We start from the raw sequence: 25,608 nt of genomic DNA, 5'->3' as shown, positions 1-25,608 counted from the left end.
GACAGTAATGTCCAACAGATCTGCCGGCCGGCGGCGGTAAACTTTGTCATGCAAACGACATTAATCTGACATAAGATGCCCGGTTATCTTTTGGCGTAAGCCGGACCAGCAACAAAGACAGAGAGTGATGGTACAGACAACGGCAAATCAACTTCCCCGCGATCGGCGGCGCGCGCGCATTGATAGCGGCGTACGGGCCATGGTGACCGTCAGCGGCCTGCTGGTGCTGATGATGCTGATGTTAATCTTCGTCTACCTGCTGTTTGCCGTGCTGCCACTGTTTAAATCGGCGTCCATCGAGACGTCACCGGCGCTGACGCTGAACCACGCGTCGCCGGCCATGGCGCTCGGGATGGATGTTCAGCAACGGGTGGGCTATCGCATCGACCATCGGGGAGAAGGGCAGTTTTACCGTCTGACGGCGCGGCAGGGGCAGGCGGCCGGCACGCTGCTGGCCAGCCAGCGGCTGCTGCCGGCGCCGACGCTGTTGGCCCGGGCGGTGGGCGCGCGCGACCTGTTTGCGCTGGCGCAGGCCGACGGGCGCTTTATGATTGCGCAGGCCGATTTTGCCGCGGCGCCGCAGGAAAAACCGCGCTGGACTCTGCCGCTGGGCGAGCGGCCACGGGCTCTGCTGCCCCATGGCGGCGCGCTGACACAGCTGGCGCTGGCGCCGGCGCGCGAGGCCGGTGAGTATCTGGTGGCGGCGGTGACCGAACGGCGTCAGCTGTTGTTTGCCCGCGTTGCCGCACAGCAGCCGGCGGCGGTAAGTCGCGTCGCGCTGGATGCTGACGTCCAGCAACTGGTGCTGGCGCCGGATGGCCGCCAGCTCTATCTGCTGAGCGGCAACCGGCTGGCGCGTTACCAGATCGACGGGACACAGCTGCGGCTGCAGGAGACGCAAACGCTCGGAGAACAGACGCCTTACCGTCTGACGGCGCTGCCGGGCGGCAGCGCGCTGATCGTGCATGCCGCCGACGGCACGCTGCAGGAGTGGTTCGACGTGGAGAAAAACCAGCGCTGGCGCCTGACCGCGGCGCAGCAGTTCGCGCCGCAGCCGGCTGCGGACGCTACGGTGATTGCCGAACCGTTCCGCCGGGTGTTCGCCGCCGTACAGCCGGACGGTGCGTTTGCGCTCTACGCCAGCATTCAGTCCCGACCTTTGCTGAGCGCCCGGCTGGCCGCCGGCGTGCAGCAGGCGGCGTTTGCGCCGCGCGGCGACGGTCTGTTGCTGGAGACCGCACAGGGCTGGCAGCGCTATCGCCTGAATAATGATTACCCTGACGTAACCTGGCGCTCGCTGTGGCAGAAGATCTGGTATGAGAACTATCCGCAGCCGGCGCTGGTCTGGCAGTCTACCTCCGGGGAGGACAGCTATCAGGCCAAGTTCAGCCTGGCGCCGGTGATTTTCGGCACCCTGAAAGCCGCCGTCTATGCGATGCTGTTCGCGATTCCGCTGGCGCTGGGCGGCGCTGTCTATACGGCCTGTTTTATGTCGCCGGCGCTGCGGCGGCTGGTGAAACCGGCGATCGAAGTGATGGGGGCATTGCCGACGGTAGTCATCGGGCTGGTGGCGGGCATCTGGCTGGCGCCGGTGATCGAGCGCCATTTGCTGGTGATACTGGCGTTGCCGCTGCTGTTGGCCGGCGCGGTGATAGGATGCGGCCTGGCGCAGCAGCGCTGGTGGCCGGGCCGGCTGCGTCCCGGCGCCGATTTACTGCTGCTGTTGCCGGTGATGGCGCTGACCGTCTGGCTGGCGATGATCCTCGGCCCCTGGCTGGAGACGCTGCTGTTCGGCCAGCCGATGCACGTCTGGCTGGGCGATGACTTTGATCAGCGTAATACGCTGGTGGTCGGCGTGGCGATGGGTTTTGCGCTGGTGCCGATTATTTTCTCTCTGGCGGAGGATGCGCTGTTCAGCGTGCCGACGTCGCTCACTCAGGGATCGCTGGCGCTGGGCGCCACGGCTTGGCAGACGGTGGTGAGGGTAACGTTGCCCGCCGCCAGCGCCGGCATTTTCTCGGCGCTGATGATCGGTTTCGGACGGGCGGTAGGGGAAACCATGATCGTGCTGATGGCTACCGGCAATACGCCGATTATCGATGGCAGTCTGTTCCAGGGGCTGCGCGCGCTGGCGGCGAATATCGCCATTGAAATGCCGGAGGCGGTGTTCGCCAGCAGCCACTACCGGGTGCTGTTCCTGACCGCGCTGGTGCTGTTTGTGTTTACCTTTATTTTCAACACGCTGGCTGAGGCGATTCGCCAGCGGCTGCGCGAGCGCTATAGCCAGAATCAGGAGGCGCCATGAGATCCTGGCTAAAGTCGGGTTCCCCTTGGGTATGGCTGACCGCCGGATCGGTCAGCGTCAGCCTGTTGGCGCTGCTCGGCATTTTGCTGCTGCTGGCGGGGCAGGGCATGCGCTATTTTTGGCCCAGCCCGGTGTATCAGTTTGAGCTGAATCAGGCGGCGGCCGGGCCGGTAACGCTGATCGGCGAACTGTATCAGCAGCAGACGATTTCGCGCCGGCAGTTACAGGAAGCGGGCGTGACGCCACCGGGTGAGGCGGAGCAGGTCACCCGCTATCTGATCAAGGTCGGTAACCGCGAAAGTGAGGGGCAGGATTTCCGTACGCTGCTGGCCAGCGATATTCGCCGTCAGAGCACGCCGCGCGACCTGATGGTGCTGGAGCGCAACAGCAACGGCACCGCCTATGGTTTTCTGGCCGGCCTGCTGGAGGACGGCCAGCCGCTGACCGGCCGCGATCTTAGCCAGGCGCTGCAGCAGCGCCTGCCGCAAATTGCGGCGCTGTCGCGCCAGGCGCATGATATTCAGATTCATGAGATGGCGCGGATTAATGAGCAGTTTGCCGCGCTCAACCTGCGTGAGAAAAAGCTCCGGCGTGACGACAGGTTTGATGCCCGCGCCCAGGCGCAGATGAAAGCCGAGCGGCTGGAACTGCAGCGTCAGTATCGTCAATTGGCGGATCGGCTGGACGGGCTGAACCGGGATCGCCAGCGCGACGCGCTGCTGCTGCGGGATATGCGCGGCCAGGTGCATACCATTCCCCTGAGCCAGATACGCGATGCCTGGTACCCCAATGCGATGACATTCGGCCAGAAAATGGCGCACTGGGGCGAGCAGGTGAAGAAGTTTCTGAGCGACAGCCCGCGCGAGGCCAATACCGAAGGCGGCGTCTTCCCGGCGATTTTTGGCACCGTGCTGATGGTGGTGCTGATGTCGATCGTGGTGATGCCGTTCGGGGTGATTGCCGCCGTTTATCTGCATGAGTATGCCGGCAAGAACCTGCTGACGCGGCTGATTCGCATCGCGGTGGTCAATCTGGCCGGGGTGCCTTCTATCGTCTACGGCGTATTTGGCCTGGGCTTTTTTGTCTATCTGATCGGCGGCAGCATCGATCGGTTGTTTTATGCCGAGTCCCTGCCCAACCCGACCTTCGGCACGCCCGGCGTGCTGTGGGCCGCGCTGACGCTGGCGCTGCTGACGCTGCCGGTGGTGATCGTGTCGACCGAAGAGGGGCTGTCGCGGATACCTGTTTCGCTGCGTCAGGGGTCGCTGGCGCTGGGCGCCAGCCGGGCGGAGACCTTATGGCGCATTGTGTTGCCGATGGCGGCGCCGGCCATGATGACCGGCCTGATTTTGGCGATTGCACGGGCGGCGGGTGAGACCGCGCCGCTGATGCTGGTCGGCGTGGTGAAGTCGGCGCCGGTGTTGCCGGTGGACGATATTTTTCCGTATTTACATCTGGAACGTAAGTTTATGCACCTGAGCTTCCAGATTTACGATATGGCGTTCCAAAGTCCCAGCGTCGAAGCGGCCAGGCCGCTGGTGTTCGCCACCGCTTTCCTGCTGGTGGCGATCGTCGTCGGGCTGAATCTGGCAGCGATGGGCATCCGTCATTCGCTCAGGGAGCGTTACCGGGTATGGGAGCAGTAACGGTGATAACGAGTTTGGGGATCGCTTCATGGGATTAAAAACGCCGGGCAGTTTGCCCAGGCTGGATGTGCAGCAGCTGGATGACCAGAATACGGCGCTGGCGGCTGACGGGCTGCAGCTGTTTTACGGTGACAAACAGGTGCTGCATGATATTTCGCTGCGGATTCCGAAGCACCGGGCTACGGCGCTGATCGGCCCCTCCGGCTGCGGTAAATCCACGCTGCTGCGCTGTTTTAACCGCATGAACGATCTGGCGGACAACTGCCGTATTGACGGCGATCTGCAGCTGAACGGCGAGCTGATTTCCGGTGCGGACATTGACGTAGCGGCGCTGCGCCGGCGGGTGGGGATGGTGTTCCAACGGCCGAATCCGTTCCCGAAATCGATTTACGAAAACGTGGTGTACGGCCTGCGTCTGCAGGGCATTCGCGAGCGGCGGGTGCTGGATGAGGCGGTGGAGCGTTCGCTGCGCGCGGCGGCGCTGTGGCATGAGGTGAAGGACCGGCTGCGGGAAAACGCCCTGCGGCTGTCCAGCGGCCAGCAGCAGCGGCTGGTGATTGCCCGCGCCATCGCCATTGAGCCTGAAGTGCTGCTGCTCGATGAGCCGACGTCGGCGTTGGATCCGATCTCTACCCTGACCATCGAAGAGCTGATTTCGACGTTGAAACAGCGCTACACGGTGGTGCTGGTGACGCACAATATGCAGCAGGCGGCGCGCGTTTCGGACTATACGGCGTTTATCCACCAGGGGCGCCTGGTGGAATATAACGATACCGACGCCATTTTTACCTCTCCCCGCCAGCGGCGAACGGAGGATTACATCACGGGCCGCTATGGCTGAGGCTATTTGACCTGCTGCGGTTCCTGCAGCTGCGGGGCTGCATCGGCAGGGGCGGGGCGCGCCGTTTTTAGCGCCGTGACCTTGCCGGCGCCGGCGGCCGTTTGCGGCATCAGCTGGGACTGCCCGACAAACACGCCGCCTTTCTCAATAGAAAACTCGTCGGTAAAAATATCGCCGCGCATATGGCCTTTCGGCTGGATGGTCAGGCTGTCGGCGTGACAGCTGCCTTCGACGGAGCCGTTGATCATAATATGCTGGGCGTGGATTTCACCTTTCACATGGCCGGTCGGTTCGATGCGCACCTGGTGGGAGCAGGTCAGGCTGCCTTCAATCACGCCTTCGACAATAATGTTGCCCTGGCCTTCAATGGTGCCGGTCAGCTGGGTGCCCTGTGAGACAAAGGTGTCCTTGATGGCCTTAACCGGTTTGCTGCTTTCCAGTAGTTCCGCTAATGGCGGCGGTGCGGGGGCCGTCTTGACCGGTTCTTTCATATCATTGTGCGGTGGCTTGGCGTCGTCCGTTTTTTTACCGGACTTCTCTGTGGGATTTTTCTTGGATTTATTAAATAGCTGCATGGGGTCCTTCCTGTATATGCTATATATTGCTTGAATAATAAGTAATGAACAAAAGACGGCAATAGCTACCATTATCGGATTCATCTTGTTATTTAATAGAGTATCCCAAGATAACCAGATAATGATTAGCAGTGCCCATAAAATCCAGACATACCAAAGTATATTGTATTTTCGCATCTTTCCTGATTAAGATAATCCATTCTTAAGTAACGTTTATTAATAATCGGCAACGACGAACTGTAATATCGATGTTGTCATTATAATTGATGACGGTCAATAATGAATAACGCCTGATGCCAGCGGATTATTCACGGATCTGACGGCTGTTATTATGTCTGGTGATTTATTGCCGAAATCTATTTACATTAAATTTAGATTATCGGCAATGTTTACATTTTATTTAGCTAATTTTTCACTCTTGGGCGCGGCTTTGAACTTTGCCAGGTATTGCGGCTGGAAAATGCACATGCGCAATACGGTGCGGTATTCGCCGTTAACGAAGAATTCGTTAATCAGTTCCCCCTCCACTTCAAAACCCAGTTTGCTGTAGATATGGATCGCTTTGGGGTTTTCTTTGTCGACAATCAGGTACAGCTTATACAGGTTCAGAACGGAGAAGCCGTAGTCCATCGCCAGTTTGGCGGCGGTGCTGGCGTAGCCTTTACCCTGATGCGTCGGGTCGATAATAATCTGGAACTCCGCCCGACGGTGAATATGATCGATCTCCACCAGCTCGACCAGGCCGACCTTAGCCCCTTCGTGCTCAATGATAAAGCGACGTTCGCTCTGATCGTGGATATGTTTATCGTACAGGTCGGACAGTTCGACAAAGGCTTCATAAGGCTCTTCGAACCAGTAGCGCATGACGCTGGCGTTATTGTCCATCTGATGGACAAAGGTTAAATCATCCCGCTCCAGTGGGCGTAGGCGGACGCTGGCGGAACCAGGCATGTGTATTCTCCTATGTGACTGACATACGGGGAAGTATAGCGTTGAGTCGGCCAGAAGAGGTAAAAAAAACGGCGCCGGAGGGCGCCGTTGAGGATTGGTTTAGAAAGCGCGCTCAGTCGGCGGCGTGCCCCTGTTCGGGCAGGCGTTCGCCGTCCAGCCAGGCGGCGTTGTCGCGCATCGCCAGACGGCCATCGACGAACCAGCCGACCACCAGCGGATAGAGGGTATGCTCCTGCACCTGTACCCGCTCAACCACCTCATCTTCTTCGTCGCCGGGGAAGATCGGCACTTTGGCCTGCAGAATAACCGGCCCGCCGTCGAGCTGCTCGGTGACGAAGTGTACCGAAGTGCCGTGCTCGTCATCGCCGTTGTCGATCGCCTGGCGATGGGTATGCAGACCCGGATATTTCGGCAGCAGAGAAGGGTGGATATTCAGCATCCGGCCGGCATAGCGCTGGACGAACGGCGCGCTGAGAATACGCATATAGCCGGCCAGCACCACCAGATCCGGCTGGTACTGGTCGATGGCGTCCGCCAGCGCGTCGTCAAACGCCTGGCGGTCGGCAAAGGTTTTGGCATCCAGCGCGTGGGCGGCAATGCCTGCCGCCTCGGCACGTTGCAGACCATAGGCCTGCGCCTTGTTGCTGAATACTGCGACGATCTCGGCGGCGATCCGCCCCTGCTGGCAGGCGTCGATCAGCGCCTGGAGATTACTCCCCTGGCCGGAGATCAACACCACAATCTTTTTCATCACTGAATGACCACTTGCTGTTCGTCGGAAGATGCAGTGAGTTTACCGATTTTCCAGGCTTTTTCACCTGCCGCGTTCAGCAGGGCGATGGCGGCCTCTACTTCGCTTTCCGGCAGGGCAATCAGCATCCCGACGCCGCAGTTAAAGGTGCGGTACATTTCGTGACGGCTGACGTTACCCGCCTGCTGCAGCCAGTTGAACACCGCCGGCCACTGCCAGCTGGATTCATCGATCACCGCCTGCATGCCTTCCGGCAGTACGCGCGGGATATTTTCCCAGAAGCCGCCGCCGGTCAGGTGGGCGATGGCGTGCACCTCGCGGTTGGCGATCAGTTCCAGTACCGATTTCACGTAGATTTTAGTCGGCGCCAGCAGGTGGTCGGCCAGCGGTTTGCCGTCCAGCTGAGTGGTGGTCGGGTCGGTATTGCTGACCTCGAGGATTTTACGCACCAGCGAGTAGCCGTTGGAGTGCGGGCCGGAAGCGCCCAGCGCGATCAGCGCGTCGCCGGCCTGCACCTTGCTGCCGTCGATGATTTCAGACTTTTCGACCACGCCGACGCAGAAGCCGGCCACGTCATAGTCGTCGCCGTGGTACATGCCCGGCATTTCAGCGGTTTCGCCGCCTACCAGCGCGCAGCCGGACTGTTTACAGCCTTCGGCAATGCCGGTAATAACGCTGGCGGCGGTGTCGACGTCCAGCTTGCCGGTGGCGTAGTAGTCCAGGAAGAACAGCGGCTCTGCGCCCTGTACCACCAGGTCGTTGACGCACATGGCCACCAGGTCGATGCCGATGGTGTCGTGACGCTTCAGATCCATGGCCAGACGCAGTTTGGTGCCCACGCCGTCAGTGCCGGAAACCAGCACCGGTTCGCGGTATTTCTGCGGCAACGCGCACAGCGCGCCAAAACCGCCCAACCCTCCCATCACTTCCGGGCGACGGGTCTGTTTTACTACACCTTTGATACGGTCTACCAATGCATTGCCAGCATCGATATCGACACCTGCGTCTTTATAGCTGAGAGAGGTTTTGTCGGTCACTGCGCGATCCCCACGACGGTTTGCGGATTGAAAAACGGGGCTTCCGGCCTTTGCTTCCGGAACCCGGCGCGGCAATTCTAACAGTGCAGGCAAACGTTTGCGAGCGGCTTGTGAGGCCGATCTACATTTTCATCCCCTATACTGATAATCATACTTTTGTTGATCCCGATCGGGCTATTGTGGGTGGCGTGGCGGGAAAAAGGCGGTATAATCCCGCGATTTTTTTGGCCGTCAACCACCTTAATAGGAGAAAAATGATGAAGATCGTTGAGGTGAAACACCCGCTGGTAAAACACAAGCTTGGCCTGATGCGCGACCACGAAATCAGCACCAAACGCTTTCGTGAGCTGGCTTCTGAAGTGGGGAGTTTGTTGACCTATGAAGCGACCGCCGATCTGGCTACCGAAACGGTCACGATTGAAGGCTGGTGCGGGCCGGTTGAAGTTGAACAGATTAAAGGGAAAAAAATTACCGTGGTGCCGATCCTGCGTGCGGGTCTCGGCATGATGGAAGGGGTGCTGGAACACGTGCCTAGCGCGCGCATCAGCGTAGTCGGCGTTTATCGCGATGAAACAACCCTGGAACCGGTGCCGTATTTCCAGAAGCTGGTATCCAATATTGAAGAGCGTATGGCGCTGGTGGTAGACCCGATGCTGGCGACCGGCGGCTCGATGATCGCCACGATCGACCTGTTGAAGAAAGCCGGCTGCACCAGCATTAAGGTGCTGGTATTGGTGGCGGCGCCGGAAGGGATCAAAGCGCTGGAAAAAGCGCACCCTGACGTTGAGCTGTATACCGCGTCCATCGATCAGTGCCTGAATGAGCACGGCTACATCGTGCCGGGGCTGGGCGATGCCGGCGACAAGATATTTGGTACCAAATAAGATAATTAGCCGACTTAACGAGTCGGCTTTTTTTTGGCTTACAACTTATAAAATCAATAAGCACGAGGAAAAACACTCATGACCCGTCGCGCCATTGGCGTTAGCGAGCGACCGCCGCTGCTGCAGACCATCCCGCTCAGCCTTCAGCATCTGTTCGCCATGTTTGGCGCCACCGTGCTGGTGCCGATCCTGTTCAAGATTAACCCGGCCACGGTGCTGCTGTTTAACGGCGTCGGCACGTTGCTGTATCTGTTTATCTGTAAAGGCAAGATTCCGGCCTATCTGGGATCCAGCTTTGCCTTTATTTCACCGGTGCTGCTGCTGTTGCCGCTGGGTTATGAACTGGCGCTCGGCGGCTTTATCGTCTGCGGCCTGCTGTTTTGTCTGGTGGCGCTGATCGTCAAGAAAGCCGGCACCGGCTGGCTCGACGTGATGTTCCCGCCGGCGGCGATGGGGGCGATTGTTGCGGTTATCGGTCTTGAACTGGCGGGTGTGGCGGCCAATATGGCAGGGCTGCTGCCGGCGGACGGCGCAGCAGCGGACGGCACCACCATCACCATTTCGCTGGTGACGCTGGGTGTCACCATTCTCGGTTCGGTGCTGTTCCGTGGATTTTTGGCGATTATCCCGATTCTGATCGGCGTGCTGGCGGGGTATGCGCTGTCGTTCTTTATGGGCGTGGTCGATCTGACGCCGATTCGCGAAGCGCACTGGTTTGCGCTGCCAACCTTCTATACGCCGCGTTTTGAGTGGTTCGCTATTTTCACCATTCTGCCGGCGGCGCTGGTGGTGATCGCCGAACACGTCGGGCATCTGGTGGTGACCGCCAATATTGTTAAAAAGGATCTGATCCGCGAGCCGGGCCTGCATCGTTCGATGTTCGCCAACGGTATTTCCACGGTGATTTCCGGCTTATTCGGCTCGACGCCGAATACGACCTACGGTGAGAACATCGGCGTGATGGCGATTACCAAGGTTTACAGCACCTGGGTGATCGGCGGCGCGGCGATTCTGGCGATTTTGCTCTCCTGCGTCGGCAAGCTGGCGGCGGCGATCCAGGCGGTGCCTGTGCCGGTGATGGGCGGCGTCTCACTGCTGCTGTACGGCGTGATCGGCGCGTCGGGCATCCGCGTACTGATTGACTCGAAGGTGGATTACAACAAGGCGCAGAACCTGATCCTGACCGCAGTGATCCTGATTATCGGCGTCAGCGGCGCCAAGGTGCATATCGGCGCGGCGGAACTGAAGGGCATGGCGCTGGCGACCATCGTCGGCATCGCTCTGAGCCTGCTGTTCAAGCTGATTAGCCTGCTGCGCAAAGAAGAAGAGGTGATTGACGCCGACGAGGGGTTGGAGCAGAAATAGTGCGGGGCGTCCGCACCGGGCAGTCAGGGATGACGCGGGTTCATCCCTGAGGTTTACGGCGCGCTGGCGCGCCGTAATGTGAGGATTACTGATTTGCGGGCTGTGGCTGTTCCGCCGGTGCGTCGGCAGCTTCGGCCTGTTTTTGCGCCTCTTGCTGTTTATTATCGATGCTCTGCTGAATTTCCGAGGTTTTCGCCTTCGCCTCTTCGGTGAGCTGGTTCGCGCCGCTGATGGCGTCATTTTTGATCGTTTTCGCCTGTTCAACCAGGTGCTGACTCTGCTGGTCTGCTTGCTGTTTAATGGCTTCCGCCTTGGCCTGGGCATCGTTAGTGATGGCTTCGGCCTGTTTGCCGGCGTCGTTTTTCAGCGAGGAGGCCTGATCTTTCAGCTGATCGGCCTGCTCTGCTGCGGCCTGTTTGAGCTCTTGTGCCTTGGCTTTGGCGCTGTCGGTCAACTGCTCGGCCTTTTTGTCCGCGGCGTCTTTCATCTGTTCTGCGCTGTCCTTGGCTTTATCCAGGTTGTTGTCAACCTTGGAGGCGTCATCACAGCCCGCCAGCGCCAAACCGATCAGTGAAGCCAGTAAAATTTTATTCCATGATTTCATCGTTTAAATCCTTGTGATAAGCCGTTGTGATGGTAGTGCGGTTTTGCATTTTTATACTAGGACAGCTTATCCGAAAAGTGCAAGCCGCCCGTATGGAACGGCGATTGTTGCAGCATGTTGCCTACTATTACGGCATAAGATCCTACTGGTTCAACAGTGTGCGTTTTCTATGTTAAACTGACGCCGTTTTCCTGCCAGTTTTGGTTGAGGTGCTTCTGAATACGCCGGCACAGCTTTCACTGCCACTTTATCTTCCCGATGATGAAACGTTCGCCAGTTTTTATCCGGGGGAGAATCCGTCCCTATTAGCTGCGATCCAGTCTGCCGTTCGTCAGGAACACGGCAGCTATATCTATTTCTGGTCGCGCGAAGGCGGCGGACGCAGCCATCTGCTGCATGCGGCCTGCGCTGAGCTTTCACAGCGCGGGGAAGCTGCGGGCTATGTGCCGCTCGACAAGCGCGCCTATTTCGTGCCGGAAGTGCTGGACGGTATGGAGCAGCTGGCGCTGGTCTGCATCGACAACATCGAATGCATCGCCGGCGACGAAGAGTGGGAAATGGCGATCTTCAATCTCTATAACCGCATTCTGGAAACCGGGCGCACCCGGCTGTTTATTACCGGCGACCGTCCGCCGCGCCAGCTGAACCTGCAGCTGCCGGATCTGGCGTCGCGTCTGGATTGGGGGCAGATCTATAAACTGCAGCCGCTGTCGGATGATGAGAAATTGCAGGCCCTGCAGCTGCGCGCCAAACTGCGCGGCTTTGAGCTACCGGAAGACGTGGGCCGTTTCCTGCTGAAGCGGCTGGATCGCGAGATGCGCACGCTGTTTATGACGCTGGATCAGCTCGATCGCGCGTCGATCACCGCCCAGCGTAAGCTGACCATTCCGTTCGTCAAAGAGATCCTCAGTCTATAGCGGGGCCGTGCGCCGGCCCCGCATCCCTTACAGAATGTCCAGCACCTGCTCCGGCGGCCGGCCGATGCGCGCCTGCTTGCCTTTAACCACGATCGGACGTTCGATCAGTTTCGGGTTTTCCACCATTGCCTGCAGCAGTTGCTGTTCGCTCAGGCTGTCATCCGCCAGATTAAGCGATTTGTAGAGATCTTCCTTCTTACGCATCAGCTCGCGGGCGGAGCTGAACCCCAGCTGTTGCAGCAGCGTGGTTAACTGCGTGACCGAGGGCGGGGTCTCCAGATACAGCACCACGTCGGGCTGGACGCCGTGCTGCTCCAGCAGGGCCAGCGTTTCACGGCTTTTGGAGCAGCGCGGGTTGTGGTAAATGGTGACGTTTTTCATCTGTTTCTTCCTTAAAAATCAGCTGCGCTGGTATTGACGGAAACGTTGCTGCAGCTGACGGAGTTGATCGATGCGCGCATCATAGCGCGCCTGTTTCAGGCTGCCGAGTTTTTGCAGGGCGCTGGCGTTGCTCAGCAGGCCGATAGCCTGATCGAGACGCCCGCCCAGCGCCAGACTTTCGGCGCGGGCGGACAGCTCTTCATCTCGCAGCCCTTGCGCCGCGCTGGCCTGCGCCAGCAGATCCCAGCCGTTGGGATCGTCGGGGTGGGCGAAGGTATAGCGGTTGAGAATTTTCGACGCCTGCGCCGGCTGGTTGCCTTCGACATAGGCGTTAGCCAGGTTAAGCTGCAGCACCGGATTGTTGCTCTGCGCCGCGTTGGCGGCCTGCAGACGGGTAATCGCCTGGGCGGCGCGCTTTTGCCCCAGATCGATATCGGTCATCAGATCCAGGAACCACACGTTGTCGCGCTCTTTGTCCAGCAGCGGCTGGATCAGCCGGCGTGCGGCATCGTACTTTTTCGCTTCGTAGAACAGGATGGCGCGGCCGTACTTGGCGGCGGTCTGCTGGCGGACATTGCCTTTTTCGTAGGCGCCGAGCACGTCCTCCGTCAGGCCGTAGCCGGTGGAACTGTACATGCCGAGTGCGCGCACCTTGGCCATATAGTAGTCCTGAGTGGACTGGGTAATGCGCCGCGCCATCTGGTTGGCGCGGTTGCGGGCGTCGGAAAGGCGGCTGTCCGGCAGCGGGTGCGTCAGCAGCATTTCCGGCGGTTTAGAGGCATAGCGCGACTGATCGGCCAGTTTCTGCAGGAAGTTAGGCATCGCTTCCGGATCGAAACCGGCGCGCTGCAGCACCTGAATACCGATGCGGTCGGCCTCTTGCTCGTTGGATTGGGTAAAGCTGATCATCCCCTGCTGGGTGCCGGCCATGGTGCCGCTCAGCGCCGCCATGCCCATGGTCGGGTTGGCCATCGCCAGCAAAATGGAGCCCAGCGCGCCGACCCAGGTCAGCGGGGCGTTGCGCTGCTGGTCTTCCATCGCGCGCGCCAGGTGGCGCTGCGTGACGTGCGAAATTTCGTGCGCCAGCACCGAGGCGAGCTGGCTCTCATTGTCGGTTTCACGGAATAGCGCCGTGTGCAGCACCACGTTGCCGCCGAAGAAGGCGAAGGCGTTGATTTCGTCGTTGCGCACCAGGAAGAAATGGAACGGCGTACGCACCGAATAGGCGTTGGCCACCAGCCGGTTGCCCAGTTGGTTGATGTAGGTGCTTAACAGCGGGTCATTGACCAGCGGCGCGCTGGCGCGCAACTGACGGACGTAGAAGTCGCCCATCGCCATTTCCTGACCGATGCTCAGCGTGCCGCCGGCGGTGGTGCCCATATCCGGCAGTTGGTCCTGATTGGCCGCCATGGCGGGGGCAATGGCGCTCGCATTGAGCGTGCCAAGCAGCAGCATGGCGATTGCTTGTTTGGTCAACCGGGTGGTCATAGTCAGGGGTATCCCTCGTCATATCGTATTAACTAGGACGTTTATCAGGCGCAAGAGTTCTGCTGCTCGCGCACAAGAGTTCTTCTTCCGTGGCGAACTCTCCAGTACAATCAGCGCGCAAGTGAGCCAACTCACAAAAATGGCGGCAGAGCACGCGGCGCCGACCCATCACATCATAGACAGCCGCAGGCCGTAATGAAACCTTTGCCCGAGGAAATCAGGGCGAAGATTGTGTTACAACAAGAACTCTGTTTTCCCGCTGCGCTGCTACGGAACGGCAGCCAACGATTCCTCTGTTATGGACCCAAGGAGCAATCTCTGATGTTGGAGATGTTATTACAGTGGTACCGACGTCGTTTCACCGACCCGCAGGCGATCGCCCTGCTGGTGATACTGGTCGCCGGATTCTGCATTCTCTATTTTCTGCATGGCATTCTGACGCCGCTGCTGGTGGCGATCGTGCTGGCTTATCTGCTGGAGTGGCCGACCGCGCGTCTGCAGCGTATCGGCTGCTCCCGCAGCTGGGCGGCGAGCCTTATGCTGCTGGTGTTCGCCGGCATCGCCATGCTGCTGGTGTTTGTGGTGGCTCCGACCGCCTGGCAGCAGGGCATGAACCTGATGACCGACCTGCCGGGCATGGTGAATCAGTTCTACAATTTTGCCGCGACGCTGCCGAAGCGCTACCCGGCGCTGGTGGACGCCGGCATCATCGATATGATGGCGGAGAACCTGCGCAGCCGCCTGTCCGGCGTCGGCGAGTCGGTGGTCAAGTTCTCGCTGGCGTCGCTGGTAGGGCTGCTGACGCTGGCGATCTATCTGATTCTGGTGCCGATGATGATGTTCTTCCTGCTGAAGGACAAAGAGCAGCTGCTGAACGGCGTGCGCCGCATTCTGCCGCGCGATCGCGGGCTGGCAGGCCAGGTGTGGGCGGAGATGAATCAGCAGATCACCAACTATATCCGCGGCAAGGTGCTGGAGATGGTTATCGTCGGCGTGGCGACCTATCTGGTGTTCCTGGTGCTGGGCATGCGCTACTCGCTGCTGCTGGCGGTTCTGGTCGGTTTCTCGGTGCTGATCCCCTACATCGGCGCGGTGCTGGTCACCATTCCGGTGGTGGTGGTGGCGATGTTCCAATGGGGCGTCGGCGCGGATTTCTGGACGCTGATTATCGCCTATCTGGTGGTGCAGGGGCTGGACGGCAACCTGCTGGTGCCGATTTTGTTCTCGGAGGCGGTCAACCTGCACCCGCTGCTGATTATTTTGGCGGTGATTATTTTCGGCGGGCTGTGGGGATTCTGGGGCGTGTTCTTCGCCATCCCGCTGGCTACCCTGGTAAAAGCGGTGATCCACGCCTGGCCGGATGAAATGCTGGTCGAGCGCGACAGCGAATAATCTTGCGCTCCTCGTTACGCCAGGCCCGGCTATCTCGGGCCGTCAGACGACGTTGCCATAAAGCAAAGGCCCCGGAAACCGGGGCCTTTGGCGTTATCAGGGCGGTGAGACTCAGTGCGCCTGCAGATACTCCAGCACGATATCGTGGTGGTTGGTGGTCTTAAAGCTGTCGAACACTTTCTCCACCTTGCCGTCCGCGCCGATCAAGAAGCTGATGCGGTGGATGCCGTCATAGGTTTTACCCATAAAGGTTTTCTCTCCCCACACGCCGAACTGCTCGGCAACCTGATGGTTTTCATCAGACAGCAGCGTAAAGTTCAGCAGCTCTTTCTCGGCAAAGCGGGACAGCTTCTCCGGCTTGTCGGTGCTGATGCCCAGCACTTCAACGCCGACCTGCTTCAGCTGATCCATGTTGTCGCGCAGACCGCAGGCCTGCACGGTACAACCGGGCGTCATGGCCTTCGGGTAGAAATAAACCAAAACCTTCTGTCCCTGGAAGTCGGCCAAACTAATTTCCTCACCGTCCTGGTCAGGCAAACTAAATTTCGGCGCTGTATCACCGGCTTTCAATGGGCTCATCACTACTCTCCATCTCTCTCATCATGCTGTGGATAGTTCACGACGTTAATACTGCCTTGCGCATTCAATTCTGTACATAGGCGATGGAAGGCTTGCTCAATATTTAACGCATCCGCCTTGCCGGGGCTGTGCGCGGTAATCTGAATATACAGCTGCGGCGGCCGATCGCCTTCGGCGGGCTGGGTGCGCGACACCAGCTCGGCGATATTCATCTGGCTGGAGTCGAACAGGTCGGTAAAGCGCTCGATGATATGCGGCGAGTCCTGCACCTCCACCTGCACCCAGACCGTGGCCGGCATCGGCGGGCGTTCGTGCGAATTTGTGCGTTTCATCACAATCAGCAGCTCAAGCTCGGCGCCTTTCTGCGGCAGGGTCGACTCGATCAGCGTAATGGCGTTCCAACTGCCGGACAGCAGCATAATAAAGGTGAATTCTTCGCCCAACATGGCCAGACGGCTATCTTCGATATTGCACCCGCAGCTACTGACGTGGCGGGTGATGGTGTTGACGATACCGGGTCGGTCGGCGCCGAGAGCGGTAATCACCAGATAGTGTTCAGCGGACTGTGGCGACATGGGGCTTCCTGTTGTGCTCAATGGAATACGCGTGCCGGCGGATACAACGCCGCGTATTTTGGGTATACCATGGTAAACATAAAAAAAACCGCCTGCCAAGCGCTTACAACGCCGTTGTTTGCTTGCTTTTGGTTAGGCAGCAAAAGTACCATGGGTGACTTGTTTGTGGAGGGGACGGCCAATGTTTACGGGAAGTATAGTTGCGCTGGTTACGCCGATGGACGACGCGGGCGCCGTCGATCGTGCGAGCCTAAAAAAACTGATTGATTACCATGTTGCCGCCGGGACGTCGGCAATTGTTTCCGTCGGGACGACTGGCGAGTCGGCAACGCTTGCCCATGATGAGCATGTGGACGTGGTCCTGCAGACGTTGGAACTGGCCGACGGCCGCATTCCGGTGATCGCCGGCACCGGCGCCAACGCCACCGCCGAGGCGATCGCCCTGACCCAGCGTTTCAACGGCAGCGGTGTGGCAGGTTGCCTGACGGTGACGCCTTATTACAACAAACCGACGCAGGAAGGGCTGTTCCAGCACTTCAAGGCGATTGCCGACAGCACCGATCTGCCGCAAATCCTGTATAACGTACCGTCTCGTACCGGCTGCGATATGCTGCCGGCGACCGTGGCGCGGCTGGCCAAAATTAAAAATATTGTCGCAATTAAAGAGGCGACGGGGAACTTAAGCCGTGTTAGTCAGATCCAACTGCTGGTTGATGATGAAGATTTCATTCTGCTGAGCGGCGACGACGCCAGCGGTCTGGACTTTATGCAACTGGGCGGTAAAGGGGTAATATCCGTGACGGCCAACATCGCCGCGCGTGACATGGCGCAGCTTTGTCAGCTGGCCGCGCAGGGCGATTTCGCCGCCGCGCGCCGTTTGAACCAGCGCCTGATGCCGCTGCATCAGGACCTGTTTGTCGAAGCGAACCCGATTCCGGTGAAGTGGGCCTGCAAGGCGCTTGGCCTGATTGCCAACGACACCATGCGTCTGCCGATGACGCCGCTGGCTGACGCCGCCCGCCCGATTGTTGAGCGTGCGCTGAAAAGCGCCGGTTTGCTTGAACCCTGAGTGCGTGATGCCGCGGTAAAACGCTGCGGCCGAGGGTGCACGGGATGAAACTCTTAAAGGAAATTTGATGGCTTATTCATTGCAAAAGTCGACGGTGGCAAAAGTTGTCGGCATCTCCCTGGTGATGATGCTGGCGGCCTGTTCCAGCGATCAGCGTTACAAACGTCAGGTTAGCGGCGACGAGGCTTATCTCGACTCGGCACCGCTCAAAGCGCTGAGCGCGCCTGCCGGCATGATTCTGCCGGTGCAAAATGGCAACTACGATGTACCGCAGACCGCCGCCAAAGGCCTGGTCGGCAAGCAGCTGGACATTCGTCCGCCGGTGCAGCCTCTGGCCCTGTTGAGCGGTTCACGCGCGCAGTACGCCGGCGACAGCGGCACGCTGCTGCTGGAGAACAGCCCGCAAAACCAGAATCTGTGGTCGCGCGTGGTCAGCCAACTGCAGGCGAAAAACATCAGCATCGCTTCCCGTCAGGACGCCGCTCAGACGTTGACCACCGACTGGGTGAAGTGGAACCGCCTGGATGAAGACAACCAGTACGAAGGCCGCTATCAGATCAGCGTGCAGCAGCAGGGTTACCAGCAGGCGCTGGTGGTGAAAAGCGTCGGCCTGCAGCAGCAGGGGAAAACCGAACAGGTTACCGACCCGTCTGACGTGCAGCGCTATAACGGCATGATGATGAACACCCTGGTGGAAGGGCTGGACAAGCAGGACAACCTGGCTAACGCCCAGACCGCCAATCGAGCAGGCGCGCTGGACGTACAGAGCGGCGCTGATGATACCGGCCTGCCGGTGCTGATCGTGCGTGCGCCGTACACCGTGGTGTGGGACCGTCTGCCGCCGGCGCTGGAAAAAGTCGGCATGAGCGTGGGCGACCGCAGCCGTCCGCAGGGCACCGTGGCCGTGACCTACAAATCCCTGAGCAGCAGCGACTGGGATGCGCTGGGCGTGAAGGATCCAGAACTGACCGAAGGCGATTACAAGCTGCAGGTCGGGGATCTGAACAACCGCACCAGCCTGCAGTTTATTGCTACCAAAGGGAAACCGCTGACCCAGTCGCAGAACGACGCGCTGGTGTCGGTATTCCAGTCTGCGTTTAGTCAAACCAGCGCAAAATAATCGAAAAGGGGCTACGGCCCCTTTTTGTTTTGTTGATACGGTATCGTTTGCGTCGCAGTTTTGGCACAATAGAGGCCCGTGCGTTGAGGCATTTTTTTAGAACTATTCTTTATTGGAGTAAGTAAGATGCAAAAGCTAGCTGAGTTGTATCGCGGCAAGGCAAAAACGGTCTACACCACTGAAAATCCGGATCTGTTGGTGCTGGAATTCCGTAACGATACGTCAGCACTGGATGGTCAGCGCATTGAGCAATTCGATCGCAAAGGGATGGTGAACAACAAGTTCAACCACTTTATCATGAGCAAGCTGGAAGAAGCCGGCATCCCGACGCAGATGGAACGCCTGCTGTCGGATAACGAAGTGCTGGTGAAAAAGCTGGATATGGTGCCGGTCGAATGCGTTATCCGCAACCGCGCCGCCGGCTCGCTGGTGAAGCGTCTGGGCATTGAAGAAGGCCTGGAGTTGAACCCGCCGCTGTTCGATCTATTCCTGAAAAACGATGCGATGCACGACCCGATGGTCAACGAATCCTACTGCGAAACCTTCGGCTGGGTCGGCAAAGAGCACCTGGCGCGTATGCGTGAGCTGAGCTACCGCGCCAACGAGGTACTGAGCAAGCTGTTTGACGACGCCGGCCTGATCCTGGTGGACTTCAAGCTGGAGTTTGGCCTGTTCAACGGCGAAGTGGTGCTGGGCGACGAGTTCTCACCGGACGGCAGCCGTCTGTGGGACAAAAACACTCTGGATAAAATGGATAAAGATCGCTTCCGCCAGAGCCTGGGCGGCGTGATCGAAGCCTATGAAGAAGTGGCGCGCCGCATCGGCGTAACGCTGGATTAATTACGCGCGCTAACGGGACGCGATAAGCGCGTCCCGTCATTTCAGCACCATTTCCGGAAAAATTCTGCATTTCCCCCCGTTGCAAACCTTTATACTGTAGTCACTGGCAGGACAGGCGAAACCGTACTCGCTATTGCGGGCGGCCGTCTAATTACCTACGATTATTAAAAAATTCATCTGGAGTTTACTTATGCGTTGGCAAGGGCGTCGGGAAAGTGACAATGTTGAGGATCGTCGCGGGCAATCTTCAGGCCAGGGCGGCGGCGGTTTCCGTCCGCCGATCCGCGGCAAGGGCGGCATTGTGCTGCTGGTGGTGGTGTTGGTCGCCGGTTATTACGGTATTGACCTGTCGCCGCTGCTGACCGGCGGCGATGTGACGCCGCAAACGCAGCAGCAGAGCGCCAACATCAGTCCGAAAGATGACGAACTGGCGAAATTTACCTCGGTGGTGCTGGCTTCTACCGAAGATAACTGGAAAGAAGTGTTCCAGCGGATGGGCAAAACCTATGAACCGCCCAAGCTGGTGATGTACCGCGGCGTGACGTCTACCCGCTGCGGCACCGGCCAGTCGGCGATGGGGCCGTTTTACTGTCCGGGCGACAGAGCGGTGTATATCGACCTGTCGTTCTATCAGGATATGAAAGATAAGCTGGGCGCCGGCGGTGACTTCGCCCAGGCGTATGTGGTAGCGCATGAAGTGGGCCACCACGTGCAGAACCTGCTGGGCATTGAGCCGAAGGTGCGGCAGATGCAGCAGGGTGCCAGCCAGGCCGAGGTTAACCGCCTGTCGGTGAAAATGGAGCTGCAGGCTGACTGCTTCGCCGGCGTGTGGGGCAAGTACGCCGAGAAACAGCAGATGCTGGAAGAGGGCGATCTGCAGGCGGCGCTGAATGCGGCGCAGGCGATCGGCGATGACCGTCTGCAGCAGCAGAGCCAGGGGCGCGTAGTACCGGACAGCTTCACCCACGGCACTTCCGAACAGCGTTACACCTGGTTTAAACAGGGCTTCGACAGCGGCGATCCGAACAGCTGCAACACCTTCTCCAGCCGTTGAGCACGCCGTTTTTAATATTGACCGACATGCCGGCGCAAACGCGCCGGCATTTTTTATCTCCGGGCTGAACACTTATGTTACCGACTATGCAACAGCGTATGCAGCGGCAGGGCATCCGCCGGCTGTTGGTATTAAGCGGCGATGCCGACTGGTGTCGCCAGCAGGCACAACGGCTGATGGCCACCATGCCCGGCGACTGGCCGTGGTGCGGCGGGGAGGCGCCGCACGGCGCACAGGCGCTGAACCACGGCGAAGTGCGTACTATGCTGGGGCAGGAGCGGCTGCATGCGGTATTTGACGCCGGCGACGGGCTGGACGTCGAGGCGCTGGCCCAACTGGCCGGCGTACTGCGCGCCGGCAGTTGGCTGCTGTTGCTGACGCCGCCGTGGCAAAGCTGGCCGCAGCGCGCGGATGCCGACAGCCTGCGCTGGAGCGACAGCCCGCAGCCCATCGCCACGCCGAATTTTATCACGCACTTACAGCAGCGACTGACGGCGGACGCCGAAGTGAGCATCTGGCGGCAGGGCCAGCCGTTGCAACTGGCGCCGCTGCCGGCAAGGCCGGACTGGCAGGCGCCGAACGGTGAACCCACCGCTGAACAGCAGGCTTTGCTGACGCGGCTGCTGGCGAGCGAGCGCGGCATCTGGGTGCTGACCGCACCGCGTGGCCGGGGTAAATCGACGCTGGCGGGCATGCTGGTGCAGCGTTCGGCGCAGAGCTGTTGGATCACCGGCCCCAGCCGTGCGGCCACCGAGGTCGCCAGCCAGTGGGCGCAGGGAAACGCGCAGTTCTGGGCGCCGGACGCGCTGCTGGCGCACTGTCGGCAGCCGGGAAGCGCAGTTGCCGACTGGCTGCTGGTTGACGAGGCGGCGGCGATCCCCGCGCCGCTGTTGCAACAGCTGATTGCCTATTTCCCTCGGGTTCTGCTGACCACCACGGTGCAGGGCTATGAAGGCACCGGCCGAGGTTTTCTGCTGAAATTTTGCGCCTCGCTGCCGCAGTGGCAGGGTCTGAGTCTGCAACAGCCGATGCGCTGGGCGGCCGGTGACGCGCTGGAGCGGATTATTGATGACGCACTGCTGTTTAACGAACTGCCGCCCTGGCAGACGGCCGGCCAGACGATCGGCTATCGCCCGCTGACGCAGCCGCAGCTGTGTGGCGATGACGCGCTGCTGCAGCGCTTTTACGCCTTGCTCACCAGCGCCCATTACCGTACCTCGCCGCTTGATCTGCGGCGGCTGATGGATGCGCCGGGTATGCAGTTTGCCGCCGCCGTGCAGGCGGACGGCGAAGTGGCGGGCGCGCTGTGGCTGACGGAAGAGGGCGGGTTGCCCGCGGCGCTGGCTCACGAGGTGTGGGCCGGACGGCGGCGTCCGCGCGGCAGTCTGGTGGCGCAGTCGCTGGCGGCGCACGGCGGCCAGTGGTGGGCGCCGACCCTGCGGTCGCGCCGTATTACCCGCGTGGCGGTGCTGCCGGCGCTGCGCCGGCAGGGCATTGCCCGCCGGCTGATTGAGCAGCAGCGCCGGCAGGCGCAGGGGCTGGATTACCTGTCCGTCAGCTTTGGCTACACCGAGCCGCTGTGGCGCTTCTGGCAGGGCTGCGGCTTTGAGTTGGTGCGCATCGGCAGCCGGCCGGAGGCCAGCAGCGGCTGCTACAGCGTGATGGCGCTGTTGCCGCTCAGCGAGCAGGGCGAAATGCTGTGCCAGGCGGCGCGTAAGCACCTGGCGCGCGACTGGCGCTGGCTGCAGCAGCGCATTGCGCTGACGCTGGCGATCCCCGGCGACGATGGCGATCCGCAGCTCAATGAAGATGACTGGCGTGAGCTGGCGGGCTTTGCCTTTGCCCACCGACCGCTGGAGGCCAGCCTTGGCGCGCTGCAGCGTCTGCTGCTGCACAGCACGTTGCCGTTGCCGGCGTTGCGTGCGCACTTACAGCAGCAGCTGTCCGTGGAGCAGTGCGTGACGCAGTGCCGTGTGAACGGCCAGAAGGCGTTGCTGCGCCAGTGGCGGCAGGAAGCCGCTCAGGCGTTGGCGCAGATGGATGAACAGCACTGTCGCCGCTGGCGTGAGTGGAGCGCCGCCCGGCCATAAATAAACAGGGCGCCGTATGGGCGTCCCGAGATTATTTCTTTTTCGGCCAGTCGTCTTCGTCGTCCCACTGTGCGTTGTTATCACGGTGTGGCGGCAGTTCGGGCTTATCGGCCAGGTACTTTTTGACGTCGACGCGGCGCAATTCCTTAATGCCGCTGATGACCATCCCGACCAGTACCAGGAGGATTACCCACCAGTAATCTGCTAACCAATGCATATTTACACCTTTCCTTCAGCGCGTATAAAACGCGAAAAAATCGCCGGCAAATGCTGTGCCAGCCATTCGCTACCGGCCACGTCCTTATCCTGCCAGGCTGCCAGCAGCAGCGCCGGCGTCAGCAGATGCTCCGCCTGCTGCGCCAGCGGGCGGTAGCTCAGGTGCCAGGGTTCAACCGCCACGCCGTCGCCGTCTTCGGTAAACGGGCGATAAAAGCCGAATTCGGCCATATGCGCCGTCAGCCACCGGTTGAGCGGCGCGAAGTAGCCGCCTTCCTCATACTCCCACGGCTCCAGCTGCAGTTTCTGGCCTGCCGGCAGCAGCGTGGGATCGTAGATATCCAAATCGCTGCCCCAGTGGTGGCGGCTGGCGCCCGGCAGCGCCGACCAGCGCAGAATCGCGGTGCAGCGTTCTTCCGCCGACAGCGGCCCGATATCCATCGGGCGGCTCTCTTTGTCTAATACTGGCCGCTCGCCGCAGAATTTGCCATTCCAGATCGCCAACTGCCGGTCGAAATCGCGGAAGGTGCTGGCGGGCTGCAGGTCAAAACCTGCCTGTGCGGCAGCCTGCTGCATGGCGAGAAAGGCCTGCACCGCCTGCGGCTGCAGGCGGTGGTTGCCGACCAGCGGCACCAGATGTTCGGTTGAACGTCCGGTTAGCATTTCCGGGGTGATCATGCGATCAGTTGCTCCATAATGCGTTGATACATCCGGCTGAGCTGCTGCAGATCGGCGGCGTTCACGCATTCGTTGATTTTGTGGATAGTGGCGTTGACCGGCCCCAGTTCCACCACCTGCGCGCCCATCTGGGCGATAAAGCGCCCGTCGGAGGTGCCGCCGGTGGTCAGCAGCTGCGGCGTCAGCTCAGTATAATACTCAACGGCGTTAACCACCGCATCCACCAGCGCGCCGCGCGGGGTGAGGAATGGCTGGCCGGAAAGACGCCATTCGATACTGTAGTTTAGCTGATGGCGTTCCAGCAGCTCTTCGACCCGCTGTTTGATGATGGCGTCGGTCAGTTCGGTGCTGAAGCGGAAATTAAACTGGACAAACAGTTCACCGGGGATGACGTTATTGCTGCCGGTGCCGGCCTGGATATTGGCGATCTGCATGCTGGTCGGCGGGAAATAGTCGTTGCCGCGATCCCATTCGATGCTTACCAGTTCATTCAGCGCCGGCATGGCGCGGTGCACCGGGTTATCCGCCAGGTGCGGATAGGCGACGTGGCCCTGTACGCCGTGGATACGCAGGTTGGCGGTGATGGAGCCGCGGCGGCCGTTTTTCACCACGTCGCCGACGCGGTCGGTGCTGGACGGTTCGCCGACCAGGCAGTAGTCCAGCCGCTCGTTGCGCGCCATCAGCGTCTCGACCACTTTCACCGTGCCGTGGGTGGCGCTGGCCTCTTCATCGGAGGTGATGAGAAACGCCAGCCGTCCCCGATGGTTGGGGTTGGCGGCGACGAAGCGTTCTGCCGCGACCACCATCGCCGCCAGTGAGCCTTTCATATCGGCCGCGCCGCGGCCGTACAGCATGCCGCCGCGGATGGTCGGTTCAAACGGCGGATTGTCCCAGTGGCTTTCATCGCCGCTCGGCACCACGTCGGTATGGCCGGCGAACGCCAGCGTCTCGCCTTCGCCGCGCCAGGCCCAAAAATTCTGCGTATCTTCGAAATCCATCTGCTCGACGGTAAAGCCGATAGCCGTCAGGCGCTCAATCAGCATCGCCTGGCAGCCTTCATCGTGCGGGCTGAGGGAAGGGCGGCGGATTAACTGTTGCGCCAGATCGATCACGGGGCAAATCATGCGGTTACCTCGGCAATAAATTGTTGGTAGTTCTCAGCTTTGAAGCCCAGCAGCGCATGGCCGTTGCCGTCGTCCAGCAGCGGACGCTTGATGATGGCCGGCTGCGCCAGCATCAGGGCGATGGCCGCCTCGGCGTTGTCGCAGGCGTTGCGCTGCGCTTCATCCAGCTTGCGCCAGGTGGTGCCGCGGGTGTTCAGCAGCGGTTGCCAGCCCAGCAGCTCGACAAAGCCGCGCAGCTGCTGTTCGCTCAGCCCGTCCGCGCGATAGTCGTGAAATTGGTACGCCACGCCCTGTTCTTCCAGCCAGCGGCGTGCTTTTTTAATGGTGTCGCAGTTTTTGATGCCGTACATGGTCAACGTCATGGTGTTGTGCCCTTTTTTGCCACGAAATACCGGAATTACCGGTGAAAAAACCGCCGTCGGCGGTAAAACGAAAATTAGCGTTCAGCATGCCGAAAAAAGGCGGTGAGTTCCACCGTGCAATGCTCTGAAAGGCAGAGAAAACGTGAAAAATTCGCCGTGGGCGCCGGCTGCTAAAATTTTGCTAATTCTGCCGGCGGAGCGATTAAAAAGATGAATAAAACGGCTTAGCGCACATAGCCATTATCCTGCAGCCGGCTGAGCGCCGCGCCTTCGGCAAACACCATGCCGGTGGTCAGATCGTGGAAGCCGTATTTTTTATAGAAAGCCAGCTTATCGGGAACGGCGTAGATAAATATTTTACCGAGCGGCGCCAGGTCTTCCATGATGCGATCCATCAGCTGCCGGCCGTAGCCGCGGCCCTGATAGTCCGGGTGAATCGCCACGTCGGCCAGATAGGCCACCGAAATGCGGTCGCTGATGGCGTGGGCGGTGGCGATCAGCTCGCCGTCCAGGTAGCCCCAGTAGCAAAATGCATTGTTGTGGTAGATCTGCTCGGTCAGCTGCGGGTCGCGTTTGCCCAGCCCGGCGGCTTCCAGCAGTTCAGCCAGACGCGTCCAGTCAACGCGGTAGCGCCGTTGGTCGGTGACGATTTCCATGGATGCTCCTTGATTTACGGCAATAGGGGGCAACGGATTACCCGGTTCAGATTGATGCTGTTCAGTATGCACGCCGGAAAATAAAACGGCAGCGAAAACCGCTGCCGT

At 60.0% G+C, this 25,608-nt stretch carries 26 protein-coding genes; 12 read left to right on the top strand and 14 right to left on the bottom strand.

Annotated features, from left to right (window positions below; all coding sequences use genetic code 11):
- Nucleotides 1-127 precede the first annotated feature (127 nt).
- The 3 genes from CLM71_RS17470 to pstB are packed head-to-tail and all read left to right on the top strand — an operon-like array spanning nt 128 to nt 4,792.
- Nucleotides 128-2,305: an ABC transporter permease subunit gene (locus CLM71_RS17470; RefSeq protein WP_105232115.1), complete on the top strand. Its 2,178-nt coding sequence runs from the start codon at nt 128-130 to the stop codon at nt 2,303-2,305.
- On the top strand, nt 2,302-3,951 hold the full coding sequence (pstA, locus tag CLM71_RS17465) for a phosphate ABC transporter permease PstA (RefSeq protein WP_105232114.1): 1,650 nt from the start codon (nt 2,302-2,304) through the stop codon (nt 3,949-3,951). Before CLM71_RS17470 ends, pstA begins: the two co-directional genes overlap by 4 nt.
- A 28-nt stretch (nt 3,952-3,979) precedes the next feature.
- Entirely contained in the window at nt 3,980-4,792 is an 813-nt protein-coding gene (gene pstB / locus CLM71_RS17460; protein ID WP_105232113.1) for a phosphate ABC transporter ATP-binding protein PstB, read from the top strand.
- Nucleotides 4,793-4,794: 2 nt separating this feature from the next.
- Here pstB and CLM71_RS17455 read toward each other — a convergent pair whose 3' ends face one another.
- The 4 genes from CLM71_RS17455 to purM all read right to left on the bottom strand — a co-directional run bounded on the left by CLM71_RS17455 (nt 4,795) and on the right by purM (nt 8,106).
- Nucleotides 4,795-5,367 (bottom strand): polymer-forming cytoskeletal protein, encoded by a 573-nt coding sequence (locus tag CLM71_RS17455; RefSeq protein WP_158684830.1) that lies wholly within the window; start codon nt 5,365-5,367, stop codon nt 4,795-4,797.
- Nucleotides 5,368-5,763: 396 nt separating this feature from the next.
- Nucleotides 5,764-6,318, bottom strand: coding sequence for a spermidine N1-acetyltransferase (gene speG, locus CLM71_RS17450; protein ID WP_105232111.1), 555 nt, complete (start codon nt 6,316-6,318; stop codon nt 5,764-5,766).
- A gap of 112 nt (nt 6,319-6,430) precedes the next feature.
- Entirely contained in the window at nt 6,431-7,069 is a 639-nt protein-coding gene (gene purN / locus CLM71_RS17445; RefSeq protein ID WP_105232110.1) for a phosphoribosylglycinamide formyltransferase, read from the bottom strand.
- A complete protein-coding gene (gene purM / locus CLM71_RS17440; RefSeq protein ID WP_105232109.1) occupies nt 7,069-8,106 on the bottom strand; it encodes a phosphoribosylformylglycinamidine cyclo-ligase in 1,038 nt (345 codons plus the stop codon). Before purM ends, purN begins: the two co-directional genes overlap by 1 nt.
- Before the next feature lie 257 nt (nt 8,107-8,363).
- Between purM and upp the strand changes: the two genes are divergently transcribed.
- Together upp and uraA are read left to right on the top strand one after the other, a co-directional pair.
- The gene (gene upp / locus CLM71_RS17435) at nt 8,364-8,990 is read left to right on the top strand and encodes a uracil phosphoribosyltransferase (protein ID WP_105232108.1); all 627 of its coding nucleotides are present in this window, start codon (nt 8,364-8,366) and stop codon (nt 8,988-8,990) included.
- Between the two features lie 78 nt (nt 8,991-9,068).
- Nucleotides 9,069-10,355 carry a uracil permease gene (gene uraA, locus CLM71_RS17430; protein WP_105232107.1) on the top strand — a complete coding sequence of 429 codons (1,287 nt, stop codon included), beginning with the start codon at nt 9,069-9,071 and terminating at the stop codon, nt 10,353-10,355.
- 85 nt (nt 10,356-10,440) lie between these two features.
- Here the strand turns inward: uraA and CLM71_RS17425 are convergent, their stop codons facing one another.
- The gene (locus CLM71_RS17425; RefSeq protein ID WP_105232106.1) at nt 10,441-10,959 is read right to left on the bottom strand and encodes an E3 ubiquitin--protein ligase; all 519 of its coding nucleotides are present in this window, start codon (nt 10,957-10,959) and stop codon (nt 10,441-10,443) included.
- A gap of 209 nt (nt 10,960-11,168) precedes the next feature.
- Between CLM71_RS17425 and hda the strand changes: the two genes are divergently transcribed.
- Nucleotides 11,169-11,876 carry a DnaA inactivator Hda gene (gene hda / locus CLM71_RS17420; protein WP_105233467.1) on the top strand — a complete coding sequence of 236 codons (708 nt, stop codon included), beginning with the start codon at nt 11,169-11,171 and terminating at the stop codon, nt 11,874-11,876.
- 27 nt (nt 11,877-11,903) lie between these two features.
- On the opposite strand, the gene arsC is transcribed toward hda, so the two are convergent.
- A complete protein-coding gene (gene arsC / locus CLM71_RS17415; protein WP_105232105.1) occupies nt 11,904-12,257 on the bottom strand; it encodes an arsenate reductase (glutaredoxin) in 354 nt (117 codons plus the stop codon).
- Nucleotides 12,258-12,275: 18 nt separating this feature from the next.
- Nucleotides 12,276-13,712: a M48 family metallopeptidase gene (locus tag CLM71_RS17410; RefSeq protein WP_232251691.1), complete on the bottom strand. Its 1,437-nt coding sequence runs from the start codon at nt 13,710-13,712 to the stop codon at nt 12,276-12,278.
- 354 nt (nt 13,713-14,066) lie between these two features.
- Here CLM71_RS17410 and CLM71_RS17405 point away from each other — a divergent pair, with 354 nt between their 5' ends.
- Nucleotides 14,067-15,137: an AI-2E family transporter gene (locus CLM71_RS17405; RefSeq protein ID WP_105232103.1), complete on the top strand. Its 1,071-nt coding sequence runs from the start codon at nt 14,067-14,069 to the stop codon at nt 15,135-15,137.
- Nucleotides 15,138-15,248: 111 nt separating this feature from the next.
- Here CLM71_RS17405 and bcp read toward each other — a convergent pair whose 3' ends face one another.
- Together bcp and CLM71_RS17395 are read right to left on the bottom strand one after the other, a co-directional pair.
- Nucleotides 15,249-15,716, bottom strand: coding sequence for a thioredoxin-dependent thiol peroxidase (gene bcp / locus CLM71_RS17400; RefSeq protein ID WP_105232102.1), 468 nt, complete (start codon nt 15,714-15,716; stop codon nt 15,249-15,251).
- 2 nt (nt 15,717-15,718) lie between these two features.
- Nucleotides 15,719-16,291 (bottom strand): glycine cleavage system transcriptional repressor, encoded by a 573-nt coding sequence (locus CLM71_RS17395; RefSeq protein WP_105232101.1) that lies wholly within the window; start codon nt 16,289-16,291, stop codon nt 15,719-15,721.
- Nucleotides 16,292-16,472: 181 nt separating this feature from the next.
- On the opposite strand from CLM71_RS17395, the gene dapA reads away from it, so the two are divergent.
- From dapA to CLM71_RS17370, 5 genes are all read left to right on the top strand, one after another.
- Nucleotides 16,473-17,360, top strand: coding sequence for a 4-hydroxy-tetrahydrodipicolinate synthase (gene dapA, locus CLM71_RS17390; RefSeq protein WP_105232100.1), 888 nt, complete (start codon nt 16,473-16,475; stop codon nt 17,358-17,360).
- Between the two features lie 67 nt (nt 17,361-17,427).
- A complete protein-coding gene (bamC, locus tag CLM71_RS17385) occupies nt 17,428-18,480 on the top strand; it encodes an outer membrane protein assembly factor BamC (protein ID WP_105232099.1) in 1,053 nt (350 codons plus the stop codon).
- Nucleotides 18,481-18,606: 126 nt separating this feature from the next.
- Nucleotides 18,607-19,320 carry a phosphoribosylaminoimidazolesuccinocarboxamide synthase gene (purC, locus tag CLM71_RS17380; protein WP_105232098.1) on the top strand — a complete coding sequence of 238 codons (714 nt, stop codon included), beginning with the start codon at nt 18,607-18,609 and terminating at the stop codon, nt 19,318-19,320.
- Nucleotides 19,321-19,510: 190 nt separating this feature from the next.
- The gene (locus CLM71_RS17375; RefSeq protein ID WP_105232097.1) at nt 19,511-20,374 is read left to right on the top strand and encodes a neutral zinc metallopeptidase; all 864 of its coding nucleotides are present in this window, start codon (nt 19,511-19,513) and stop codon (nt 20,372-20,374) included.
- 74 nt (nt 20,375-20,448) lie between these two features.
- On the top strand, nt 20,449-22,464 hold the full coding sequence (locus CLM71_RS17370) for a tRNA(Met) cytidine acetyltransferase TmcA (protein ID WP_105232096.1): 2,016 nt from the start codon (nt 20,449-20,451) through the stop codon (nt 22,462-22,464).
- A 31-nt stretch (nt 22,465-22,495) separates the two neighbouring features.
- On the opposite strand, the gene CLM71_RS17365 is transcribed toward CLM71_RS17370, so the two are convergent.
- The 5 genes from CLM71_RS17365 to CLM71_RS17345 all read right to left on the bottom strand — a co-directional run bounded on the left by CLM71_RS17365 (nt 22,496) and on the right by CLM71_RS17345 (nt 25,500).
- Entirely contained in the window at nt 22,496-22,681 is a 186-nt protein-coding gene (locus CLM71_RS17365; RefSeq protein ID WP_105232095.1) for a YpfN family protein, read from the bottom strand.
- A 2-nt stretch (nt 22,682-22,683) separates the two neighbouring features.
- Nucleotides 22,684-23,358: a M15 family metallopeptidase gene (locus CLM71_RS17360; protein ID WP_105232094.1), complete on the bottom strand. Its 675-nt coding sequence runs from the start codon at nt 23,356-23,358 to the stop codon at nt 22,684-22,686.
- On the bottom strand, nt 23,355-24,482 hold the full coding sequence (dapE, locus tag CLM71_RS17355) for a succinyl-diaminopimelate desuccinylase (RefSeq protein ID WP_105232093.1): 1,128 nt from the start codon (nt 24,480-24,482) through the stop codon (nt 23,355-23,357). The genes CLM71_RS17360 and dapE overlap by 4 nt, the downstream gene beginning before the upstream one ends.
- Nucleotides 24,479-24,844, bottom strand: a complete 366-nt coding sequence (locus CLM71_RS17350) for an ArsC family reductase (protein ID WP_105232092.1) — start codon at nt 24,842-24,844, stop codon at nt 24,479-24,481. Before CLM71_RS17350 ends, dapE begins: the two co-directional genes overlap by 4 nt.
- A 224-nt stretch (nt 24,845-25,068) precedes the next feature.
- A complete protein-coding gene (locus CLM71_RS17345) occupies nt 25,069-25,500 on the bottom strand; it encodes a GNAT family N-acetyltransferase (protein WP_105232091.1) in 432 nt (143 codons plus the stop codon).
- Nucleotides 25,501-25,608 lie beyond the last annotated feature (108 nt).

Source organism: Serratia sp. MYb239 (assembly GCF_002966855.1).
Classification (GTDB): domain Bacteria; phylum Pseudomonadota; class Gammaproteobacteria; order Enterobacterales; family Enterobacteriaceae; genus Serratia_B; species Serratia_B rhizosphaerae.
This window is presented reverse-complemented; position numbering and strand designations above follow the sequence as displayed.

What these genes read in the sequence shown, in the direction of transcription:
- CLM71_RS17345 (WP_105232091.1), bottom strand. Translation starts at nt 25,500, where the DNA reads ATGGAAATCGTCACCGACCAACGGCGCTACCGCGTTGACTGGACGCGT.
- CLM71_RS17470 (WP_105232115.1), top strand. Translation starts at nt 128, where the DNA reads ATGGTACAGACAACGGCAAATCAACTTCCCCGCGATCGGCGGCGCGCG.
- bcp (WP_105232102.1), bottom strand. Translation starts at nt 15,716, where the DNA reads ATGAGCCCATTGAAAGCCGGTGATACAGCGCCGAAATTTAGTTTGCCT.
- CLM71_RS17395 (WP_105232101.1), bottom strand. Translation starts at nt 16,291, where the DNA reads ATGTCGCCACAGTCCGCTGAACACTATCTGGTGATTACCGCTCTCGGC.
- purN (WP_105232110.1), bottom strand. Translation starts at nt 7,069, where the DNA reads ATGAAAAAGATTGTGGTGTTGATCTCCGGCCAGGGGAGTAATCTCCAG.
- speG (WP_105232111.1), bottom strand. Translation starts at nt 6,318, where the DNA reads ATGCCTGGTTCCGCCAGCGTCCGCCTACGCCCACTGGAGCGGGATGAT.
- upp (WP_105232108.1), top strand. Translation starts at nt 8,364, where the DNA reads ATGAAGATCGTTGAGGTGAAACACCCGCTGGTAAAACACAAGCTTGGC.
- CLM71_RS17360 (WP_105232094.1), bottom strand. Translation starts at nt 23,358, where the DNA reads ATGATCACCCCGGAAATGCTAACCGGACGTTCAACCGAACATCTGGTG.
- CLM71_RS17375 (WP_105232097.1), top strand. Translation starts at nt 19,511, where the DNA reads ATGCGTTGGCAAGGGCGTCGGGAAAGTGACAATGTTGAGGATCGTCGC.
- CLM71_RS17455 (WP_158684830.1), bottom strand. Translation starts at nt 5,367, where the DNA reads ATGCAGCTATTTAATAAATCCAAGAAAAATCCCACAGAGAAGTCCGGT.
- pstB (WP_105232113.1), top strand. Translation starts at nt 3,980, where the DNA reads ATGGGATTAAAAACGCCGGGCAGTTTGCCCAGGCTGGATGTGCAGCAG.
- CLM71_RS17410 (WP_232251691.1), bottom strand. Translation starts at nt 13,712, where the DNA reads ATGCTGCTGCTTGGCACGCTCAATGCGAGCGCCATTGCCCCCGCCATG.
- purC (WP_105232098.1), top strand. Translation starts at nt 18,607, where the DNA reads ATGCAAAAGCTAGCTGAGTTGTATCGCGGCAAGGCAAAAACGGTCTAC.
- dapA (WP_105232100.1), top strand. Translation starts at nt 16,473, where the DNA reads ATGTTTACGGGAAGTATAGTTGCGCTGGTTACGCCGATGGACGACGCG.
- dapE (WP_105232093.1), bottom strand. Translation starts at nt 24,482, where the DNA reads ATGATTTGCCCCGTGATCGATCTGGCGCAACAGTTAATCCGCCGCCCT.
- arsC (WP_105232105.1), bottom strand. Translation starts at nt 12,257, where the DNA reads ATGAAAAACGTCACCATTTACCACAACCCGCGCTGCTCCAAAAGCCGT.
- CLM71_RS17425 (WP_105232106.1), bottom strand. Translation starts at nt 10,959, where the DNA reads ATGAAATCATGGAATAAAATTTTACTGGCTTCACTGATCGGTTTGGCG.
- CLM71_RS17405 (WP_105232103.1), top strand. Translation starts at nt 14,067, where the DNA reads ATGTTGGAGATGTTATTACAGTGGTACCGACGTCGTTTCACCGACCCG.
- pstA (WP_105232114.1), top strand. Translation starts at nt 2,302, where the DNA reads ATGAGATCCTGGCTAAAGTCGGGTTCCCCTTGGGTATGGCTGACCGCC.
- CLM71_RS17370 (WP_105232096.1), top strand. Translation starts at nt 20,449, where the DNA reads ATGTTACCGACTATGCAACAGCGTATGCAGCGGCAGGGCATCCGCCGG.
- CLM71_RS17365 (WP_105232095.1), bottom strand. Translation starts at nt 22,681, where the DNA reads ATGCATTGGTTAGCAGATTACTGGTGGGTAATCCTCCTGGTACTGGTC.
- CLM71_RS17350 (WP_105232092.1), bottom strand. Translation starts at nt 24,844, where the DNA reads ATGACGTTGACCATGTACGGCATCAAAAACTGCGACACCATTAAAAAA.
- bamC (WP_105232099.1), top strand. Translation starts at nt 17,428, where the DNA reads ATGGCTTATTCATTGCAAAAGTCGACGGTGGCAAAAGTTGTCGGCATC.
- uraA (WP_105232107.1), top strand. Translation starts at nt 9,069, where the DNA reads ATGACCCGTCGCGCCATTGGCGTTAGCGAGCGACCGCCGCTGCTGCAG.